Source organism: Microcystis ichthyoblabe FBCC-A1114 (assembly GCF_050500245.1).
In the GTDB taxonomy this organism is placed as follows: Bacteria; Cyanobacteriota; Cyanobacteriia; order Cyanobacteriales; family Microcystaceae; genus Microcystis; species Microcystis ichthyoblabe_A.
Map to the genome: position 1 here is coordinate 3,211,799 of NZ_CP191408.1, position 14,615 is coordinate 3,226,413.

The window sequence follows — 14,615 nt, forward strand, 5'->3', positions numbered from 1 at the left end:
TTCTAACCGAAGGCATTGACGAAAAACACATTGTATCTGTCCTAGAGGCACTATGAAAAAGCTTAAGCAATACTGGACTGCTGAAGCACTGGAAAAAGACTTAGGCGATCCTCTCAATCCCGATAACCCTCTATCCTACAAGCGGGTGATCGAAATTGATGAGAGCGAAGAATTTCCCCACGAGGAAATTCGCTGGTTATACGACTGGAAACTCCAACACTACTACATTCCCACGGATTGCGGCGGTGAGTTCACCTCTTTTGAGGAATTTGTCGCTTTTGTGCGGGTACTTTCCCGACGGGATCAAACTATCGGTATCGCTTTTACTACCCTATTCTGGTCGTTTTTAAACTGGATGGCGGGAACCCCAGAACAGAAACAGAAGCTCGCCCGTTTTATCATGGATGACTATGGGGCGATGTGTCTGGGTTACTCGGAAAAGGAACACGGCAGCGATCTGATCAATGGTGATCTGACCGCGACGAAGGTGGAAGGAGGTTATATTCTCAATGGGGAGAAATGGCCGATTAACCGGGCGACTATCTCTGGAATTTCCTTTATTTTGGCGAAAACCGATGCTAACGGCGGGCCAAAGTGTTTAACCCTATTTATGGTCGATAAACGGCAATTAGACCCCGAAAAATACTATAATTTGCCGAAAATATACACCCATGGTGTGCGGGCCTCGGATATGAGTGGCATTGGTTTTAAGGATTGTTTCGTCCCTGATTCCATGCGTTTACGCGAGGAGGGAGACGGTTTAGAATTAGCCCTGAAAGGTTTCCAGATTACCCGAATGTTGTGCGCTGCTTTTTCCCACGGGGCAGCCGATACCGCTTTAAGAACTACCCTCGGTTTTGCCGTTAATCGAGTAATTTATAACAAAAATGTGATGGATTTGCCCCAACCCCGGCGCACTCTCGTGGATGCTTTCCTTGACATCCTTATTTGTGATTGCGAGACGATTCCGGCTGCGAGAGGTTTTCATATTATCCCCGAACAGTTTAGCGTCTGGGCTTCGGTGGTAAAATATTTTGTTACTGTCCGTCTGGAGGAGATGGTTAATAGTGTTTATGTGGTCTTGGGATCGCGTTTTTATATGCGAGAAGAACACGAATTCGGCATCTTCCAGAAGCTACTGCGGGATAATTCGATTATCAGTATGTTTGACGGCAGTTCGATCGTCAATCTTCATGCTTTAATCCTACAATTGCGTCCTTTAACCAAATATCGGGCTAAACGCAACTCGCGCACCATGTCGGCGTTAAAAACCCGTTTAGAGGCGATTTTTAGCCTAGAAAAGTCAGTTCCTCCCTTTGAACCCAATAATTTAGAATTATTTGGCCGGGGAATGGATGATTCCCTGCAAGGTTTAGAAATTGCCCTTGATATACTGGAAGGATTGAAAAATTCTGACGAAGTGGACCCAGAGATATTAGAAAATCTATTGATGTTGGGTAATTTAGTTTTAGAGGAACTAAATGCTCACGATGAAAAGATTAGTCAATCGAAATTCGAGTATGGTCACGACCAATCACCCGAATTGTTCGAGATTGCCAAGAAATACTGCACTTTACACGCCGCTTCTGCTTGTTTACACACTTGGCTTTATAATCGTTCTATCTTGGGGGAATTTTTTGCCCGGGGGGAATGGTTGGTGTTGAGTTTACACCGATTACTGCGAACTCTGCGGCCGCTGCCTTACACTCTATCTGAGGTGTATGTAGAAAATGTTGCCCAAGAACTGCTGAAATTATATCAAGAAAATCAACATTTTTCGATTGTGCCTTTTCAATTAGCCCCTTCACAAACTACCGAGGAAAAAACCCATGAACTCCAGCTCCAATCTTAATAATCTGGTACAAAATTGGTTAGTTAAACAGTTAGCTGATCAGTTATCTTTGGATGCTAAAACAATTAATGTGACTGAACCTTTAACCCGTTATGGTTTAGATTCGATCGATGCAGTAACGATGGTGGGTGATCTAGAAGATTGGGTCGGTCAAGAGTTACCTTCTACGCTTTTCTGGGATTATTTTACTATTGAAAAAGCGTCTCTTTTCCTAGTAGAAAACTACGATCTTTCTAATCTTTCTGATGAGGAAACCCCCGCAGAAGTTGCCTCCGTCGCTGAAAAAGCTGAACCGGCCGTTAGTGGTGGCAAAGGTTGGAGTTTATTCGGTCGTCGTTAATTATCAGTTATCAGTGATCAGTTACCAGTTACGGCATTTCTCATAAAAATGAAGTATAACCTATAGGATAACTGCTGTAAATTGAAATATACAAAAAAGGGCGATCACTTGAGCGCCCTTTTCTCCTACTAAATAGGGTTTGCTGAAAAAGCTTTTCCTAGGGGCAGGGTGTGGGGTGTGGGGTATGGGGTATGGGGTGTGGGGTTTTACCGATTTTCAGGGGGTCAATTAGCTAATTTTCAGGGAAAAAGTACCTGAATTTTCCCCCCAATCACTCCAAAGGTCGGCACTTTTTGAGGGAAAAAAAGTCTAAAAGTCTGATCCAACAAGGTTTTTAGATTTATTCAGCAAGCCCTAAATAACAAAAATTAAGGCTCTTCGTTACTTGTTATGGTTCGATAGGGGGGCATAAATCGACTAAATCCTTATCTGGCAAGAGACTTAATTGATTAGTTCGCTCTAGATAAAAAACAATTGACAAAAATTGCTAAATGCCTTTCTCTATAAGGGTTCCATCCCTTATAACTCCCGTACATTGCATAACACGAACCGAAGAGCCAAAATTTAGAAAACTTAGGAGAGGCCTTATTAGATTTCCAGTCAGTAGAGGATTTAGAGCAATGGCTAGAAAATGAGCGTTTTTAACTTTACTGTCCAAATAAAACCGAACTATTACCAGAGCCTTGGAACAAGATCCAAGTCATCAGCAGATTAGATACAAAAATCGCTAAGAGCATAGTGACTACGGCTGCGGTCGTAGCTTGGCCGACTCCCTTAGCACCGCCATCGGTCGTTAAACCCCAATTACAGCCGATAATCGCAATTAAAGCCCCAAAAACCAACCCTTTAACCGGTCCACTCAGCACGTCTCCCACGCGCAGGAAACCGCGAACCGAGTCGAGAAAAACTGAATTAGCAATCCCGTATAAACTTTGGCCGACCAGCAAACCGCTACCTAAACCGATCAGCAACGCCATAATACTCAAAGCGGGAACCATCAGACAACAGGCAATTAAACGAGGCAGCACCAGATATTCCACGGGATCGGTTTTGAGCATATAGAGTGCGTCGATCTGCTCTGTCACCTTCATGGTGCCGATTTCCGCCGCAAAAGCCGATCCTACCCGACCGGCTACCACGATCGCCATCATAATCGGACAGAGTTCCCGACCGAGAGCAAGGGCCAAAATTCCCCCCACCATACTGCCAGCACCCAAAGCTTGGAACTCCCGGGCCACTTGGATGGTAAAGATCATCCCGATCACCGCAGCCGTGATCATGGCAATAATCAGGGAAGCAGGCCCGGCTGCCACCATTTGTTCTTGGGTGACGCGCCAATCGGGTTTGCGCGTGAATAGGAAGTAAAAAACCCTGCCGGTTAAGAGTATCGCTAACCAACAGCGCCGAAACCAAGAGCTTAATTCCTTGCTAAAAATCGCCAATAAATCCTTCATGGCCACCAAAATCGATCGGACTAGAGAAAAGTCTATCCTGTTTTGTCTTCTAACTCCCATTTCCTACCACGCTATGGATAGCGCAGAATTTTTATACTGAACTAAAATAGCGATCGCTGATTAGCTGGTAGTGAATAATTAGAACTCTTGCAAATTGATTATATGTTATAGTAATAGGCTGGCCAATTCAAGTCTGAATTGCATCACTATCTGAAAAAAGAGCGGAAGTTAGGGAACTGGTTCCTCGCTATCCACTTTCGGGGTTGGGTTTTGGGGAGATTGCTGAAGTTCTTGCCAGCGAGTTTCTGCCAGTTGTTTTTGTGTTTGCACTTCTTGGTCATTGGAACGATAACGAAGTGATTCTTGATAAGCTTGAATCGCTCGCTCGTATTGACCGAGTTTAAACCAACTATTGCCTAAACTTTTCCAGGTTTCGGGGTTATCTTTTTGTCTTTGAATCGCCTGTTGATAGGCGGTTATGGCTTGGGAATAGTCGCCTAAACGATAGCAAGCGTTACCGATACCGATAAAAACTTCAGATTTTCGGGAAGAAATACGGCGAGCTTTTTCGTAGGATGCGATCGCTTCTTGAAATCTTTCCAGTTGATGAAGTAATACGCCTTGATTTAACCAAGCTTGATAATAATTAGAATTGGCTTTAGTTGCTTGAGTAAATGCCTCCAAAGCTTCTGAATTGCGGCCTAATTTTTGCAGAATAATCCCTTGACTATAGTGAGCTTGGGAAAATTGGGGATTAAATTGTCCGGCTTTGCTATAACTTTCTAAAGCATTATTAATTTTATTTAATTGATACAAACTATTACCTTTTTGATACCAAATTAAGGCATTATCTGACTCGATCGCTAGAGCCTGATCGTAGGCTTTAACTGCCCCTTCATAATCCTCAAGATTTTGTAATGACCAGCCTTTTTTATACCAGATTTTGGCATCATTTTGCTGAAAAGTTAACAATTTGTCAAGAGCTTTTTGGGCGGCGGAATATTGTTGCAGTTCTAGATAAATATCGGCTTTACCTTGCCAAGCTTGACTAGCGGCAGGATTAAGAGATAAGACCCGCTCAAAACTTTCTAAAGCCTCCTGATTTTTATCTAATTTATCTAAAGCTTCCCCGCGACCGAGCCAAGCTTGCCAAGCGGAATCTGGGTTAATTTGAATAGCTTTTTCGTAGGTATTTAAAGCTTCCGAGTATCTTTTTAAAGCCAATAAAGCATCGGCTTTTCCTTGCAATGCCTCAAGATAATCGGGATTAATTTTTAAGGCTTGACCATAGGAATTAAGGGCATCAGTATAACGTTTGAGTTGATAAAAAGTCTGACCTTGTTGATAGTAACCAAGAGAATTACGAGAATTTTGCCAATAGTCAAAACCCAGATAAGCACCAGCTATTAAACCAATTGTCCCCGATACAAACAAGATTTTTGTTAGCAAAGATTTCCCTTGACGAGTAACTTGACTTTGAGATTTCACCGCCTGGGTAGTTTTCGGATCGAGATGATGAATTTTTCCTAATTTTCTCAGAGCGATTAATGCTTCACTGGCGCTGGTATAACGCTGACGAAAATCATAGCGGATCATGCGATCAATAACATCACTAAACTCGGCGCTAGTCATGGCCAAATGTTGCCAGAGAATTTCCCCCGTGCGAGCATCCAAGGGAATATCTTGGGGAGCTTTACCGGTTAAAGCTTGTAATCCAATCATACCAGTGGCATAGATATCGCTACTAAAACGGGGATAACCTTGGGCCTGTTCACTAGGGAAATAACCCGGGGTACCGATAGCGACTGTAGAAACGGTTTTACCTTCTTTAACTACTTGAGTGCTAATTTGTTTGACAGCACCAAAATCAATTAAAACCAATTGATCATCTTGGCTGCGACGAATAAGATTGAAGGGATTAACATCGCGATGGATCACCTGTTTCTGATGGACAAATTCGAGAATTGAGAGAATTTCTATTAATAAAGCCACTACTTTCTCTTCATTTTGCCTATAGACACCGGCAGTAATTTCTGTGGCTAAATCTTCCCCTTCAATGTATTCTTGCACGAGGAAAAATTGCCCATTTTCCTCAAAATAAGCAAATAAACGGGGAATATGGCGATGATTGCCCAATTCTTGCAGGATTTTCGCCTCGGTTTCAAAGAGTCGTCTAGCGATGGCTACAGTTTCGGCATTCCGGCACTGGGGTTGAAATTGTTTGATCACACAGCGATTTTGATTGGGTAACTGGCGATCGCAGGACAAAAAAGTCTGTCCGAATCCCCCTTTTCCCAATTGACGGATAATTTGGTAGCGATGACTAAGGATTTTTCCGGCAGCGAGTTCCATAGACGATGGCAATCCGAGGTTTTTTACCATTCTAGGCTTTTCGACTCTCTTTTGCGGTCGATGGACAAAATGCAGAAATTCTGCCATTCTACTTTTTTCCCTATAGAAAGGGAAAAAATTCCCTGTGGAGGGGACTGACATGACAGACAGAAAAAAATAATCTAGAAATAGAGAAAGTTCACTGTTGTTTTTTCAGAGGATAACCGCTATGTCTATCAATCCTGTTACCAGAGCCAGCACAGCTTTACTGATTACCCTGCTCATGGGTTCCATGTCCGGCACTTTTCCCGTCCTCGCTCAAAGTAATATTAATCGGCAAAGTCTCATCGCTCAACAAATCTCGATTCCGGCGGGAACAGTTATCCCTTTGAATTACGAGAAAGCCGATAAAATTTTAGTTTCTAAAAGTGATGTTATTCCTCTGACTTTAACCGTAGCCAGAGATATTCGTAACCGGAATGGGAGTGTGGTGATTGCAGCGGGAAGTGAAGTCAAGGGTACTTTACAAGCGATGGGCCAAGGTGTGCGGTTTATTGCCGAGGAAATTCGCCTCGATGGGGGTAATCGCACTATTCCCCTCAATGCCACTTCGCGATTAATTACTACCACTGAAACCGTGCGTAAAGGGGCAAAAACTCAAGATATCTTAGCGGGAACCGTCGCCGGTGCGGGGGCAGCCACAGCGATCGCTGCCCTTACGGGCGATCGCAAGATCGAAGTTCTCGATGTCTTAGCGGGGGCAGCCGTGGGAACCCTTGCAGGATGGGGTTTACCGACGGCGGGAATTGTCGGTGGTAGTTCCGCGCAGTTATACTCTGTTAACCCCGATCGAGATTTAAATATTACCCTGCAATCGCCCCTAGTGATCAGAGATTAGTAAACGGCAAACCATCACCAAATCCGCCAGCAGACGGATTTGGTGTCAATCGTCGGTTATTTCTGGATTTAAACGGAGCGATCGATTTGTTAGATTTTTAATAGTCGGTCTGTCAACCGATAGACAGAAACAGTTAAAACATCAGAATTCAGAGATCAAAGTATGAAACTTCCTACAGGGTTACGGCGAACTATTACCCACGCTTTGGCAACTTTTCTGGGAGTTATGCTCGGTTTTAGCAGTTTAGCGGCGGTAAATGCTCAAAATCTGCCCACTGCTGCCACCGATCTGGCCAGAATCCCCCCGGAGATGACGGCGGAAAGTTTTGTCGCTAAGGCAGTGGCCCGCACAGGTGCGGCAGTGGTGCGAATTGACACCGAAGCGATCATTACTCGTCCCAATAGCCCCTTTTTTGATGATCCTTTTTTTCAGGAGTTTTTTGGAGAACAGTTTCGTCTTCCCACCCAGCAGCGAGTGGCGGGCCAGGGATCGGGTTTTATTATCGATGGCAGTGGTTTAATCTTAACTAATGCCCATGTGGTCGATAATGCCGATAAGGTAACGGTAACTTTAAAAGATGGTCGTAGCTTCAAGGGAGAAGTACGCGGTACTGATGAGATCACTGATTTAGCCGTGGTGAAAATTAATCCCCAAGGGGAAAAATTACCTGTGGCCGTCCTGGGCAATTCCGCATCCATACAAGTGGGGGACTGGGCGATCGCAGTAGGCAATCCCGTCGGTCTAGATAATACGGTAACTTTAGGAATTATTAGCACGATCGGGCGCTCGGCGGCTAAGGCGGGTATTCCCGATAAACGCATTGATTTTATCCAAACCGATGCCGCTATTAACCCCGGCAATTCCGGCGGTCCTTTACTCAACGCCCAAGGGGAAGTCATCGGTATCAATACGGCGATTCGTGCTGATGCCATGGGCATCGGTTTTGCCATTCCCATCGACCGGGCCAAACAGTTACAAGCAACCCTAGAATCAGGTCAAAAGGTGGCCCATCCCTATATCGGTGTGCAGATGGTTAATCTAACTCCCGATTTAGCCCGGGCTAATAATCAAAACCCCAATTCTTCGATGATCGTGCCGGAAGTGTCGGGAATTTTGGTGGTGAAAGTCTTACCCAATACCCCCGCCGAAAAAGCCGGGATCCGTCGCGGGGATGTGATTGTCAAAGCTAATAATCAACCGGTTAGCGATGGCACTGAGTTACAGGAAATGGTGGAAAAAACCGGGATCGGTCAGTCTTTACCCCTAAGAATCAGAAGGGGTGAAAGGGCGATCGATCTCACCGTAATCACCGCCCAAATGTCAAATCAGTAATCAGTAATCAGTAATCAGTTATCAGTTATCAGTTATCAGATGTAAGTTTTCAGTTCACTGTTTACTGTTCACTGAAAATACTCCCCATCACCAAATCGGTTTTTTTCCTTGAGAGAGTTCTCGGTTTTTCCTCTCGCCCCTATAATCTGTGTGTAAATTAGCTTTATTTCTTTGCGAGGATAATAACTATGGATCCGGCTCAAGTTAGCAATCAAATGTACTTTATCAGGGATTTAGCGATCAGCTTCGGGGCGAAATTAATCGGGGCGATCCTACTCTGGTTTATCGGTAAATGGTTGATTAATCTAGCGGTTAATCTGCTCAAAACCAGTTTGGCCAAGGGCAACGTCGATCCTACCATCATTAGATATATCATTTCTTTCATCCTCATTGTCCTGCAAGTTGTCCTGATCGTGGCGATTTTGGGCTTTTTTGGCGTTGAAACCACTTCTTTTGCCGCACTTTTAGCCGCTACTGGTATTGCGATCGGGGCTGCCTGGGGGGGGCTGTTGGCCAATTTTGCCGCCGGGGCTTTTTTAGTTATGTTCCGTCCCTTCAAGGTGGGCGATTTTGTCTCTGCGGGAGGTATAACTGGCACGGTGGACGAATTGGGTTTATTTGCCACTACTATTAACACTCCTGACAACATTAAAACTGTAGTCGGCAATAACAGCATTTTTTCTGGGAATATTCAAAATTTTTCCGCTAATCCCTATCGTCGTGTGGAGTTGACCGCTCAATTAAGTCACGGGGTAAATGTCCCAGAAGCGATCGCTCTGTTAAAGGATAAAATTAGCCGTATCCCCAATGTTTTGACTGATCCCGCTCCCGATGTGGAAATTTTAGAATTTAATCCCTCCGGACTTCTCTTAGCAGTACGTCCCTATTGCAGTAACGATAACTATTGGCAGGTCTATTTTGACACTAATAAGGTTATCTATGAATCCTTCGGTGAAGCGGGCTATCCTATTCCTGCTACCCACACGGTTTTACACAATCGATAGACCGGGTTAAGCGAAGACCAGTTTTATGCCGAAAAAGCCGGGATCCGTCGCGCGGATGTGATTGTTAAAGCTAATAATCAACCGGTTAGCGATGGCGCTGAGTTACAGGAAATGGTGGAAAAAGCCTGGATCGGTCAATCTTTACCCCTAAGAATCAGAAGGGGGGAAAGGGCGATCGATCTCACCGTAATCACCGCCCAAATGTCAAATCAGTAATCGGCAGTCCGGAGTCAGTTATCAGATGTGAGTTTTCAGTTCACTGATCACGGTTCTTCGTTACTTGGTATAGTTCGATCGGGTGGCATAAATCGACTAAATCCTTATCTGACAAGAGACTTAATTGATTAGCTCGCTCTAGATCGAAAACAATTGACAAATATCGCAGCAATGTCTTTCTCTATAAGGGTTTCATCTCCTATCATCCCGTCCCGGCTCTTCTCGACTTTGTGTGATAATTTTTGCTTATGGAATCGTGAAATGTTGACGGAGAAAGACTTTTACGACTATTTTGCCGAAGAAACTATCAGTATAGGCTTCGTTTCCACACAGAAACCGGAAGAGCCTATAAGGGTTTCATCTCCTATCATCCCGTCCCTTGCATAAGACAAACCGAAGAGCCCAAAAAAGACCAGGTAAGGATGAGAAAGTCTTAGAAAAGAAGATACAATAAATCTTGAAAAGTTATCGTTTAACTGGATATCTTGAATACTAAATTGAGAAAAAGATTAGTTATAAAAAAGTCTATAAAGGTCGTGGAAGAGGAGTCTATTTATAAGTACCTAAGCAAAATGGCTCTCTTAGGTTTGGTGGGCAAAATGTATTCTAAGATACATTCTCAAGAGCGAGGGGGTGGAACGAACCACAAAGACACAAAGGACACAAAGACTGATCAATCATATTGTAAGTTAAACTTATCACACAGAACCTAGAAGAGCCGCAAAATTAATTACACATATCTAACCACCTCTTGCCTCCTGCCTTTTGCCCATCTTCACTAGGAAATTTATTTTGCACGACTACTTATGAGATGCAGCCCTTTCACCTTGAGGATTTATTCGGTAACGAGAAAATGCTATGATTCGGGTTGAATTTACCAAGTTTATTAAATTATGCGTTCTCCCCAATTAATTGTTCTATTGCTCGGTTTATCCCTTCTCCCCGGTATCTCCCCCCCTTTTGTCCATGCTAATCCCTCGATAGTGCCGGTGAAACAATCGGGTAATCGCGATTGGGGACAAAAAATCAGTGAAGCGGAAATTAAAGCAATGATTCAAGACATTGAAACCGCCATTAAAGATAAAAATATCCCCCTAATCCTCAAACACTATGCCCCGTTTATTTCCTCGCAATTGACCATTAAAACCGATGCTAGTACCGAAATTTTTGAGTTAGATGGCATCACGGAACATAAAATATTTTTAGAGGAATCCTACAAAAATATTAAAAGTATAGAGGTTCTTTCTGAGAATTGGGACGTGGATATTCTTGCTAATAACGAGATGGCGATTATCACTCGCGAGCGGGTAGTCAATATTACCAACACCGAGGGTGATAACTATATAGTTGCATCGGAAGCGGTGGCTAAAGTCGCTCCCATCGACGGCAAATTGAGGATCTTTTCCATTCAAGAAACCGCCGAAGTGGGACGCAGACCAAACAAATAATTAGTTTCTCCGGTTGGGACTGGACCAACCCGACTCCCGCCGTCTTCGTCCTTCGATAAAACCGTCATCGTAGTCTCTGGAATTGCGCGGATTATCATAGCGGGCAAAGTTAAAACCGTCCTCTAGTCCGCGCTGAAATTCTTGCTCTGGTGGCACAAATCGATAACGTTGTCTATTATCCTGTACCGCTCGGTTGATTAACAAGGCCCCCGCTCCAATACCCACGGCCTCACCAAAGGTTAAAGACCTAGCATAATTGATGTTAATTGTCAAGAGAGTTGTTGTTAAAATTAAGGCTTTTCCCCAATGTTGACTCATAAAATCCTCCTTCAAAAAATCAGGTTGACAACAAAACCAGTACAGATAGAGAGTTTCTCACAAAATCGACCACCGACTCCCTAAAATGAAAACTTTGTACCTCATCATTACGATAAATAAGATCAAGAAGTTTTAGAAGAATGGGAGTGAAAGCGAATACCTAGGAAGACATCGTAGAGAAAACTCCAGAAATTCTTACCTTGCAGTAAACCCAAAGACTGTTCACAGTCTTTTGCGTCTAAAAGCGGTTTAGTGGCATAGTATGCCGGTTGGTATTTGTACCAGGGAATCGACGGCCAAAGATGATGCACGAGATGATAATTCTGCCCTAAAATCAGCAGGTTTAAGAGGGTACTGGGGTAAACTCGGGCATTTTTCCAACGATTACGCTCTTGGAAAGGACGATGGGGGAGATAATCGAAAAATAAACCGAGGGCAATTCCCACCACTAAAGCGGGAACAAACCAAAAATTCATCACATAGCTGATAAAACCGTATTGACAGGCGACGATGACTATGGTAGCCACAAAAAGACGACTGAGGAACCATTCCAGCAGTTCGTATTTTCGCCAGAGTTGCCGCTTAAAAAAGAAGATTTCGTGATAAAAAAATCTGGCCGCAATCATCCACAACGGTCCACCAGTGGAGACAAAATGATCCGGATCATTTTCGGGATCGTTAACGTGCGCGTGGTGCTGTAAATGGACTCTAGTGAAGACCGGAAAGGCAAAACCGAGCATTAAAGCACTGCCATGACCTAAAATAGCATTAAATACCCGATTGCTATGGGCAGAATTATGAGAAGCATCGTGGATAACTGTCCCCGATAAATGTAAAGCGAGGACATTAGCACTAAAACAAATCCAGTCCGGCCAGGACCATAGCCAATAGCCACAGGTAGATAGGGTTATTAGGCTCAAGGCACTGAAAAACATGGTAACGTTTGGGTTGAAGCCCCCCGGTGCTTTTAAATACTCTTTGGGGACTGTCAGCAACATCTCGGCCGACTGCATTATGGGTGTTGCTCCTTATTGTGTTCGCTTTACTGGCGTAAATTATCATACTACGCCTTTTTCATAAAGTTTTGTAACATTATCTTAATTAATCTAAAGTTATGAAGAAAGTAAGGATTTGTTATATGGTCTTCCCCCCCAGTCCCCGAGGGAAAGCGAGGCTACAAGAGAAAATCACGGGCGCTTAACGCCAGTTTCGCACTTAAACGATTAAAAAATTCGGCTAGAGACTCGGCTTGAGAAGGAGCGATCGCCTGTTTCCCCCCTATCACCGATTCTACTCTATCCCGATCGCCGAAAATATCGACAAGACACTCCCTATCGATATCGAATTCATCAAGTAAAGATTCTAACGTAGCGGTAGGATTTGTTCGGGCGATCGGATAATGTTTCCGCTCGTATTCTTCCACTAATAACACCAATAAATCGAATAATAGTCCTTCGTCATTGCTTAACTCCCGTGACATCATCTCTTCAATTATGCTTAAAAATCGCTCGTATTCTTGGGAGTTATTAATCGGTTTCGGTTGATACTGCAAGCGACCTTGAACCTCTACTAAATTTTTCCAGTTAGCCTTACTAGCGAAGTTATACCAATCCCTAAGAGCGTCTTCTGCGTCCGAGTGGCGTTGCCAAAACTCTCGTAATTTAACTTTACTGATCACGTGCATCGATCGCTAGTTTTATTGTTCTCTTTAACTTAGATAAACATCGATCGCTCTGATAATTATAGTGTATGCCAATTTTACCGATCGCCCCCCGCACCCTAGAAAAGCGCACCACTTCGCCGCTCTCTTGGCAGATCCCCCTCAATCCCCAATCGAGTAATCAATAGCTAGATAAAGCATAATAAATATAAATAGCAACAACCTTGACAAAATCGGGGGGGGGGGTAAGATTTGGCTAGATTTTAAACAAATTCAAGTCAGAATTATGTCCCTGAAAAAATCCTTCAACAAACCCCTAACCGTCGCCCTCGCCACAGTAGCCACCGCCACCCTCGCACCGGTTGCCAGTGCCGCCACTTTTAACTTTTCCTACACCTCCAGCTTAGGAACCATCACTGCGACGGTGGACGGAACCCTGCAACCAGATAACAACAGGGTATTCGTCAGTTCTATCAGTAATACCACCTTTAACGGCTCTCCCGCTCCTGCCCTCCCGTTCATAGGTTCTTTTGACGCTTTTAACCTTTCTGGTGGTAGTCTAACGGGTCAGGCGGTGCTATCCTTAGACGGATCGGGACTAGATTTTATCGCTTGTAACACCACGAATTGTAATGATCTATTCGGCTTTGGCACCTCTAACGACATTGCGGGGAACGTGGTTACGGGGTTCGCTTCCGACGGTAGTTACGGTTCTACTGTTGAACTCTTCGTCCTCGCCAATTATTCCCTGACCACCGTTCCCGAACCAGCGACGGTTCTCGGTTTACTCTCCGTTGCCGGGGTGGGTTTATTGTGCAAAGGCCGGAAACTAGAAGGGTAATTTTGACCGATTGATCCCCCCTGCCCTCCTTATCAAGGTAGGGTTAATTCATAGTAGGGGACTTGCGCTTTGATAATGTACCTTTTGGGCGAACGCAGTTCGCCCCTACATTGTGGACAAAATCCGTTACTGTAGGGGCGCAAAGCTTGCGCCCTCCGATCGATTGGGATATTATTCTCACGCAAGTCCCTAGGGTTGATTATAAGTAGGGTTGATTCATGAATCAACCCTACTTATCAAGGGGGGTGTCTGACAACTTTTAACACCTACCTACTTAACTAAAGGGATTAACGATCATCAATTGATTCTCGATTCGCTGACCATGTTGTAAATCTTCACTGTAGAGAATTTGACAGCCCGCTTCCAGAGCGCTGGCCAGTATTAAACTATCAAAAAAAACTTTATCGGGCATTAGCCTCGTCCCGATCGAATGTAAATCCCCGTGTATTTAAAGAAATCGCCTCGAACATCGTTTTTTCAGTTTTCTGGCTCGAATCGGGGACGATTTCCGAGTCATCCAAAACAATCACGCGTATCATCTTACCTTCCCATCGAGAAGAATATCGGGGGGGAACGCTCACTTGACCGTCATGAATAACCGTCCTAAATTCGATCGCTTCCATACATGGCTCCAATTAAACCCTATCTCTACTTTAGCTCTAGAGTCAAGCTATCATAGCTCGGACGTATTTTAGAAACTAGAATAAGGTTAAAAATCGCTTGCAGGGTTTACGGTGATGGAAGAAAAAGAAACAGGACTAAATGAACGGGAACTAGAGGAAATTCTGGAAATGGCACGGGATGCGGCGGAAAAAGCCCGATCGATGTGCGAGGTAATTACAGAAAATTCAAAAAAATGGCGAGAAAGAGCGAAACAATCGCCGCAAGTGAGATCGGGTGGCTGAAGTAACCGAACCGATA

Annotated in this window: 15 protein-coding genes and 2 pseudogenes; 10 read left to right on the top strand and 7 right to left on the bottom strand. The window is 44.1% G+C overall.

Features of this window, described 5'->3' with window-relative positions; genetic code table 11:
• Positions 1-52 precede the first annotated feature (52 nt).
• The 3 genes and pseudogenes from ACQY1Y_RS15490 to ACQY1Y_RS15500 form a co-directional block, all read left to right on the top strand.
• Positions 53-1,852, top strand: a complete 1,800-nt coding sequence (locus ACQY1Y_RS15490; RefSeq protein WP_430013091.1) for an acyl-CoA dehydrogenase family protein — start codon at positions 53-55, stop codon at positions 1,850-1,852.
• Complete coding sequence (locus ACQY1Y_RS15495; RefSeq protein WP_430013092.1) at positions 1,830-2,192, top strand: acyl carrier protein; 363 nt, start codon at positions 1,830-1,832, stop codon at positions 2,190-2,192. The genes ACQY1Y_RS15490 and ACQY1Y_RS15495 overlap by 23 nt, the downstream gene beginning before the upstream one ends.
• Before the next feature lie 558 nt (positions 2,193-2,750).
• Positions 2,751-2,837: pseudogene (locus ACQY1Y_RS15500) on the top strand (DUF4351 domain-containing protein); the annotation flags it as partial.
• Between the two features lie 2 nt (positions 2,838-2,839).
• Here ACQY1Y_RS15500 and ACQY1Y_RS15505 read toward each other — a convergent pair.
• Together ACQY1Y_RS15505 and ACQY1Y_RS15510 are read right to left on the bottom strand one after the other, a co-directional pair.
• On the bottom strand, positions 2,840-3,646 hold the full coding sequence (locus ACQY1Y_RS15505; protein WP_002736708.1) for an MlaE family lipid ABC transporter permease subunit: 807 nt from the start codon (positions 3,644-3,646) through the stop codon (positions 2,840-2,842).
• 228 nt (positions 3,647-3,874) lie between these two features.
• Positions 3,875-5,998, bottom strand: a complete 2,124-nt coding sequence (locus tag ACQY1Y_RS15510; protein ID WP_430014685.1) for a tetratricopeptide repeat protein — start codon at positions 5,996-5,998, stop codon at positions 3,875-3,877.
• A 208-nt stretch (positions 5,999-6,206) separates the two neighbouring features.
• Between ACQY1Y_RS15510 and ACQY1Y_RS15515 the strand changes: the two genes are divergently transcribed.
• The 5 genes and pseudogenes from ACQY1Y_RS15515 (at position 6,207) to ACQY1Y_RS15535 (ending at position 10,875) form a co-directional block, all read left to right on the top strand.
• Positions 6,207-6,875, top strand: coding sequence for a hypothetical protein (locus ACQY1Y_RS15515; protein ID WP_016515509.1), 669 nt, complete (start codon positions 6,207-6,209; stop codon positions 6,873-6,875).
• A gap of 162 nt (positions 6,876-7,037) precedes the next feature.
• Entirely contained in the window at positions 7,038-8,207 is a 1,170-nt protein-coding gene (locus tag ACQY1Y_RS15520; RefSeq protein WP_430013093.1) for an HhoA/HhoB/HtrA family serine endopeptidase, read from the top strand.
• Positions 8,208-8,395: 188 nt separating this feature from the next.
• Positions 8,396-9,211: a mechanosensitive ion channel family protein gene (locus ACQY1Y_RS15525; RefSeq protein ID WP_002750679.1), complete on the top strand. Its 816-nt coding sequence runs from the start codon at positions 8,396-8,398 to the stop codon at positions 9,209-9,211.
• A gap of 27 nt (positions 9,212-9,238) precedes the next feature.
• A pseudogene (locus tag ACQY1Y_RS15530) lies at positions 9,239-9,427 on the top strand (PDZ domain-containing protein); the annotation flags it as partial.
• A gap of 893 nt (positions 9,428-10,320) precedes the next feature.
• Complete coding sequence (locus ACQY1Y_RS15535; protein ID WP_430013094.1) at positions 10,321-10,875, top strand: hypothetical protein; 555 nt, start codon at positions 10,321-10,323, stop codon at positions 10,873-10,875.
• Here ACQY1Y_RS15535 and ACQY1Y_RS15540 read toward each other — a convergent pair whose 3' ends face one another.
• The 3 genes from ACQY1Y_RS15540 to ACQY1Y_RS15550 form a co-directional block, all read right to left on the bottom strand.
• Positions 10,876-11,193 (bottom strand): hypothetical protein, encoded by a 318-nt coding sequence (locus ACQY1Y_RS15540; protein WP_271934979.1) that lies wholly within the window; start codon positions 11,191-11,193, stop codon positions 10,876-10,878. It lies immediately after the preceding gene.
• Between the two features lie 122 nt (positions 11,194-11,315).
• Entirely contained in the window at positions 11,316-12,206 is an 891-nt protein-coding gene (gene crtR, locus ACQY1Y_RS15545) for a beta-carotene hydroxylase (protein WP_016515507.1), read from the bottom strand.
• Between the two features lie 161 nt (positions 12,207-12,367).
• Complete coding sequence (locus ACQY1Y_RS15550; protein ID WP_430013095.1) at positions 12,368-12,877, bottom strand: transcriptional regulator; 510 nt, start codon at positions 12,875-12,877, stop codon at positions 12,368-12,370.
• A 262-nt stretch (positions 12,878-13,139) separates the two neighbouring features.
• Between ACQY1Y_RS15550 and ACQY1Y_RS15555 the strand changes: the two genes are divergently transcribed.
• Positions 13,140-13,694: a PEP-CTERM sorting domain-containing protein gene (locus tag ACQY1Y_RS15555; protein ID WP_430013096.1), complete on the top strand. Its 555-nt coding sequence runs from the start codon at positions 13,140-13,142 to the stop codon at positions 13,692-13,694.
• Between the two features lie 274 nt (positions 13,695-13,968).
• On the opposite strand, the gene ACQY1Y_RS15560 is transcribed toward ACQY1Y_RS15555, so the two are convergent.
• Positions 13,969-14,106, bottom strand: coding sequence for a hypothetical protein (locus tag ACQY1Y_RS15560; RefSeq protein WP_288138306.1), 138 nt, complete (start codon positions 14,104-14,106; stop codon positions 13,969-13,971).
• Positions 14,096-14,317, bottom strand: coding sequence for a hypothetical protein (locus tag ACQY1Y_RS15565; RefSeq protein ID WP_430013097.1), 222 nt, complete (start codon positions 14,315-14,317; stop codon positions 14,096-14,098). Before ACQY1Y_RS15565 ends, ACQY1Y_RS15560 begins: the two co-directional genes overlap by 11 nt.
• Before the next feature lie 114 nt (positions 14,318-14,431).
• Here ACQY1Y_RS15565 and ACQY1Y_RS15570 point away from each other — a divergent pair, with 114 nt between their 5' ends.
• The gene (locus ACQY1Y_RS15570) at positions 14,432-14,599 is read left to right on the top strand and encodes a hypothetical protein (RefSeq protein WP_002763566.1); all 168 of its coding nucleotides are present in this window, start codon (positions 14,432-14,434) and stop codon (positions 14,597-14,599) included.
• Positions 14,600-14,615: the final 16 nt, after the last annotated feature.

Excerpts from the sequence above, each read along its gene's own strand:
- ACQY1Y_RS15490 (WP_430013091.1), top strand. The coding sequence starts at position 53 with ATGAAAAAGCTTAAGCAATACTGGACTGCTGAAGCACTGGAAAAAGAC.
- ACQY1Y_RS15495 (WP_430013092.1), top strand. The coding sequence starts at position 1,830 with ATGAACTCCAGCTCCAATCTTAATAATCTGGTACAAAATTGGTTAGTT.
- ACQY1Y_RS15505 (WP_002736708.1), bottom strand. The coding sequence starts at position 3,646 with ATGAAGGATTTATTGGCGATTTTTAGCAAGGAATTAAGCTCTTGGTTT.
- ACQY1Y_RS15510 (WP_430014685.1), bottom strand. The coding sequence starts at position 5,998 with ATGGAACTCGCTGCCGGAAAAATCCTTAGTCATCGCTACCAAATTATC.
- ACQY1Y_RS15515 (WP_016515509.1), top strand. The coding sequence starts at position 6,207 with ATGTCTATCAATCCTGTTACCAGAGCCAGCACAGCTTTACTGATTACC.
- ACQY1Y_RS15520 (WP_430013093.1), top strand. The coding sequence starts at position 7,038 with ATGAAACTTCCTACAGGGTTACGGCGAACTATTACCCACGCTTTGGCA.
- ACQY1Y_RS15525 (WP_002750679.1), top strand. The coding sequence starts at position 8,396 with ATGGATCCGGCTCAAGTTAGCAATCAAATGTACTTTATCAGGGATTTA.
- ACQY1Y_RS15535 (WP_430013094.1), top strand. The coding sequence starts at position 10,321 with ATGCGTTCTCCCCAATTAATTGTTCTATTGCTCGGTTTATCCCTTCTC.
- ACQY1Y_RS15540 (WP_271934979.1), bottom strand. The coding sequence starts at position 11,193 with ATGAGTCAACATTGGGGAAAAGCCTTAATTTTAACAACAACTCTCTTG.
- crtR (WP_016515507.1), bottom strand. The coding sequence starts at position 12,206 with ATGCAGTCGGCCGAGATGTTGCTGACAGTCCCCAAAGAGTATTTAAAA.
- ACQY1Y_RS15550 (WP_430013095.1), bottom strand. The coding sequence starts at position 12,877 with ATGCACGTGATCAGTAAAGTTAAATTACGAGAGTTTTGGCAACGCCAC.
- ACQY1Y_RS15555 (WP_430013096.1), top strand. The coding sequence starts at position 13,140 with ATGTCCCTGAAAAAATCCTTCAACAAACCCCTAACCGTCGCCCTCGCC.
- ACQY1Y_RS15560 (WP_288138306.1), bottom strand. The coding sequence starts at position 14,106 with ATGCCCGATAAAGTTTTTTTTGATAGTTTAATACTGGCCAGCGCTCTG.
- ACQY1Y_RS15565 (WP_430013097.1), bottom strand. The coding sequence starts at position 14,317 with ATGGAAGCGATCGAATTTAGGACGGTTATTCATGACGGTCAAGTGAGC.
- ACQY1Y_RS15570 (WP_002763566.1), top strand. The coding sequence starts at position 14,432 with ATGGAAGAAAAAGAAACAGGACTAAATGAACGGGAACTAGAGGAAATT.